This window comes from Streptomyces sp. NPDC031132, from assembly GCF_055570595.1.
On the sequence record NZ_JBVIGX010000002.1, the window covers coordinates 236,263 to 240,581 of the forward strand.

Sequence of the window (4,319 nt, forward strand, 5' to 3'; positions counted from 1 at the left end):
GGGGTGGCTGGAACAGCCTCGTTCCCCTGAGTCCTGGGGGCCAACTTTGGGGGTGGGGTAAACAAGAAAAAAAAGGGGGGCGCCCCCGGACCCATCGGTCCGGGGGCGCCCCTTGTTCGTATACGAAAATCAGCTGAGCCGGTCAGCGCATCTTTCCGCCGCGCGGCATCCGCATGCCCTTCGGCATCGGACCCTTGGGCAGCGGCATGTTGCTCATGAGGTCACCCATGGCCCGCAGCTTGTCGTTGACCTGGGTGATCTGCGGGCCGGCCAGCACGCGCGGCAGCTTGAGCAGCGTCGTGCGCAGCTTCTTCAGCGGGACCTCGCCCTCGCCGGTGCCCACGATGAAGTCGTGCACCGGGATGTCCGGCATGATCCGGGCCAGCTTCTTCTTCTCGGCGGCGAGCATCGGCTTCAGCCGGTTCGCGTTGCCCTCGGCGATCAGAACGACGCCCGCCTTGCCGACGGCCCGGTGGACGATGTCCTGGCTCCGGTTCATCGCGACGGCCGGAGTGGTCGTCCAGCCCCGTCCCACGTTGTCCAGTACGGCCGCGGCCGCGCCCGGCTGTCCCTCCATCTGCCCGAAGGCAGCCCGCTCGGCCCGCCGTCCGAAGACGATCGCCATCGCGAGGAACGCCACCAGGAAACCCAGGATGCCCAGGTAGACCGGGTGGTCGATCAGGAAGCCGATCGCAAGAAAGACACCGAAGGTGACGATTCCCACGCCCGCGACGATCAGACCGACCATCGGGTCGGCCTTGCGCGTCATCTTGTACGTCAGGGCGATCTGCTTCAGTCGCCCGGGGTTCGCAGCAGTCTCTGCGTTTGACTTCCTCGCCATACAGCGAAGTTTACGTGGCCTGCGAGGTCCGGGTCGCCGCGGCCTCGAGTACGTGCTCGGTCTCGACCCGGTCCTTGGCCCTGCGGCGGTCCTCGAGGACGGCGGTCCAGGCGTTGCGGCGGGCGCCGCTCATGAGCAGCGACTCGATGCCCCGGAAGGCGTCGGTGAACGACGGAATGGCAATGGCGCGTACGGGCGCGGCCTGCATGATGTCGATCCCTTTCACGGTGCTCAAGTCGGTCCGGGTGGGCAGCGGGCGTGCGTCAGCGGTGTGCGACGGTGTGCGCGGTGCGTGGACCCATCGTCACTGACTGGTGTTACCAGGGCATGACCGGCCGGTCAAACGGTGATGAAACATTTACGCGGCCCGCCGGGCTCTTCGTTACAAAAAGAGCCTAGGGGCCGCGTCGATGCGGTGTTACCCGTTGGTAAGACTTTGTGCGTGAGTTCACACAGTCCGTGCGGTAGCGCGCGTCACACCGTCGCGCGCTTCTCCATCGCCTGCTGGTAGAGACGCCCGGCGCGGTACGAGGACCGGACCAGCGGGCCCGACATCACACCGGAGAAGCCGATCTCCTCGGCCTCCTTCGCCAGCTCCACGAACTCGGCCGGCTTCACCCAGCGCTCGACGGGGTGGTGCCGCGGCGAGGGCCGCAGGTACTGGGTGATGGTGATGAGCTCGCAGCCGGCCTCGTGCAGCTCCTTCAGCGCCTCCGAGACCTCCTCGCGCTCCTCGCCCATGCCCAGGATCAGGTTCGACTTGGTGACCAGGCCGTAGGCGCGGGCCTGCCGGATCACGTCCAGCGAGCGCTCGTAGCGGAAGCCGGGGCGGATCCGCTTGAAGATCCGCGGCACCGTCTCGACGTTGTGCGCGAAGACCTCGGGGCGGGAGGCGAAGACCTCCTCCAGCAGCTCCGGGACGGCGTTGAAGTCGGGGGCCAGCAGCTCGACCTTGGTGTGGCCGGCCTCGCGGCCCGCCGTCTGCTGGTGGATCTGGCGGACGGTCTCCGCGTACAGCCAGGCGCCGCCGTCGGCCAGGTCGTCGCGCGCGACGCCCGTGATCGTGGCGTAGTTCAGGTCCATCGTGACGACCGACTCGCCGACGCGGCGCGGCTCGTCCCGGTCCAGGGCCTCGGGCTTGCCCGTGTCGATCTGGCAGAAGTCACAGCGCCGGGTGCACTGGTCGCCACCGATGAGGAAGGTGGCCTCGCGGTCTTCCCAGCATTCGTAGATGTTGGGGCAACCGGCCTCCTGGCACACGGTGTGCAGTCCTTCGCCCTTCACCAGGGCCTGCATCTTCGTGTACTCGGGACCCATCTTCGCCCGGGTCTTGATCCACTCGGGCTTGCGCTCGATGGGCGTCTGGGCGTTACGGACCTCGAGGCGCAGCATCTTGCGTCCGTCGGGTGCGACTGCGGACACGACCGGCTCCCTGTGACTTCGATTCTTCGGCGTCCACCAGGGTACGCCCGTAATTTCATACGCTCTTACGTCCGCCAACCTGGGGGCGGGCGGACGCATTCCCCCGGGCCTCAGCCGGCGGCCGGCTCTATCTCCCGGGGCCGCAGCTCGGCCTGCTCCAGTACGTCCTTCAGGTGGCGTTCGACGACCGGCAGCACCTCCGCGATGGTGATCTCCCGGCCCAGTTCGTACGAGAGCGAGGTCACACCGGCGTCCCGGATCCCGCACGGGATGATCCGGTCGAACCAGGTGCTGTCCGGGTTCACGTTGATCGCGAAGCCGTGCATGGTGACGCCCTTGGCGACGCGGATGCCGATCGCGGCCAGTTTGCGGTCCTCGCGGCGCTGGCCGGCGTTGGAGGGGGCGTACTCGGGGCCGTTCAGGCGCGGGTCGAACTCGTCGTCCGTCAGCCGCGGGTCGAAGTCGAGGGAGAGGCCCCCGATCTTCGGACGCTCCTCGACCGGGTCGCCGAGCACCCACACGCCGGAGCGGCCCTCGACCCGGGTGGTCTCCAGGCCGAACTCGGCGGCGGTGCGGATCAGCGCCTCTTCCAGGCGGCGCACGTGCGCGACGACGTCGACCGGGCGGGGCAGCTTCATGATCGGGTAACCGACCAGCTGGCCCGGGCCGTGCCAGGTGATCTTGCCGCCGCGGTCCACGTCCACGACGGGGGTGCCGTCCAGCGGGCGCTCGTTCTCGGCGGTGCGCCGGCCGGCGGTGTAGACGGGCTCGTGCTCCAGCAGGAGGCAGGTGTCGCCGATCTCGTCCGCGAAGCGCGCGGCGTGAACCCGACGCTGCTCTTCCCAGGCCTGGGTGTACTCGACGTAATCGGGTCCGAAGCCCAGACGGACAAACCCAAGCTCAGCCACCGCGGCGCCTCCTCGTTGAACCTGCCGTGTGCACGTATCGCACCAAGCCAAGAGTACGGCGGCCGGTTTCCGCCCCCTCAGCCGCCCGTCGGCGGCCCGTACCCGGGGCTCGTCGCCGGCTCTGGCGGCGGCCCGTCCCCGGGGCCGGGCGGCCTCTCCTCCGGGCCCGGCGGCAGCGGCCTGGGCCGCCTGCGGCCCCGGGGCGGCCGGTCCGGGTCCTCGTCGGCCCGCGGCAGCCGCCGGTGGCCCTCGGAATGGTCGTTGACCCAGCCGCAGACCCCGCACGCGTACCGGCCGTCCAGACCCGCGATGTACGTGCCGCACCGGCGGCACTCGGCCTCGGTCAGCTCGGGCGCCGTCAGCGGCGCGGGCAGCTCGGGCGCGGGCGGCGGCGCGGTGGAGTCGGCGGAGGGCTCCGCCGCGGTGAACCTGCGGGTCATGTCGCGCAGCGTACGCGGACGGAAGGGGTCGGTCCGTAAAGAGCTCTACCGATTCTGCACACGATCGGATGAATGTGGGACAGAGGGGGCGGCATGAGCGGAGTTCGCCGCTACATTCACGCCGTTCACAGGGCCGGGACTCCGGTCCGTCACGTCAGGAAACCGTGGAGCCGATGACGGAACGACCTGCCCAGCGCGTCCCCAACCGGCAGCTCGCGGCGCTGATCGCGGAAGCCGGGTTCTCCAACGCCGGTCTGGCCCGCCGCGTCGACCAGCTCGGCCTGGAGCACGGTCTCGATCTGCGGTACGACAAGACCTCCGTGACCCGGTGGCTGCGCGGGCAGCAGCCGCGCGGGACCACCCCGGCGCTGATCGCCGAGGTCTTCACCCGGCGCCTGGGCCGGCGGCTCTCCGCACAGGACCTGGGCCTGGACGCCTGCGCGCCCGTCTACGCGGGTCTGGAGTTCGCGGCCACTCCGGAGGAGGCCGTGGACATCGCCAGCGGGCTCTGGCGCAAGGACTCCGGCTCCCACGCCGAACTGCGGAAGATCGCGTTCACCCCGGCCGGGCTGGTCGTGCCCAGCCGGGACTGGCTCATCGGGCGGGCCGACGAGCGCGTGGGCCGCGGCGCGGACCCGGGGGGGGGGGGGGGGGGGGGGGGGGGGGGGGGGGCGGCGGGGGGGGGGGGGGGCGTGGCCCCAGAGAAGC

5 protein-coding genes and 1 pseudogene are annotated in these 4,319 nt (G+C 70.4%); 1 reads left to right on the forward strand and 5 read right to left on the reverse strand.

What is annotated here, in order from left to right:
- Positions 1-142 precede the first annotated feature (142 nt).
- The 5 genes from ACZ49B_RS04090 to ACZ49B_RS04110 all read right to left on the reverse strand — a co-directional run bounded on the left by ACZ49B_RS04090 (position 143) and on the right by ACZ49B_RS04110 (position 3,611).
- Positions 143-841, reverse strand: coding sequence for a DUF4191 domain-containing protein (locus ACZ49B_RS04090; RefSeq protein WP_468300203.1), 699 nt, complete (start codon positions 839-841; stop codon positions 143-145).
- A 10-nt stretch (positions 842-851) separates the two neighbouring features.
- On the reverse strand, positions 852-1,049 hold the full coding sequence (locus ACZ49B_RS04095) for an SCO2195 family GlnR-regulated protein (protein ID WP_030291684.1): 198 nt from the start codon (positions 1,047-1,049) through the stop codon (positions 852-854).
- A 266-nt stretch (positions 1,050-1,315) separates the two neighbouring features.
- Positions 1,316-2,263, reverse strand: coding sequence for a lipoyl synthase (gene lipA / locus ACZ49B_RS04100; protein ID WP_389409373.1), 948 nt, complete (start codon positions 2,261-2,263; stop codon positions 1,316-1,318).
- Positions 2,264-2,373: 110 nt separating this feature from the next.
- Positions 2,374-3,171, reverse strand: a complete 798-nt coding sequence (lipB, locus tag ACZ49B_RS04105; RefSeq protein ID WP_468300205.1) for a lipoyl(octanoyl) transferase LipB — start codon at positions 3,169-3,171, stop codon at positions 2,374-2,376.
- A 77-nt stretch (positions 3,172-3,248) separates the two neighbouring features.
- On the reverse strand, positions 3,249-3,611 hold the full coding sequence (locus ACZ49B_RS04110; protein WP_468300207.1) for a hypothetical protein: 363 nt from the start codon (positions 3,609-3,611) through the stop codon (positions 3,249-3,251).
- A 173-nt stretch (positions 3,612-3,784) separates the two neighbouring features.
- On the opposite strand from ACZ49B_RS04110, the pseudogene ACZ49B_RS04115 reads away from it, so the two are divergent.
- Positions 3,785-4,319: pseudogene (locus tag ACZ49B_RS04115) on the forward strand (regulator); the annotation flags it as partial.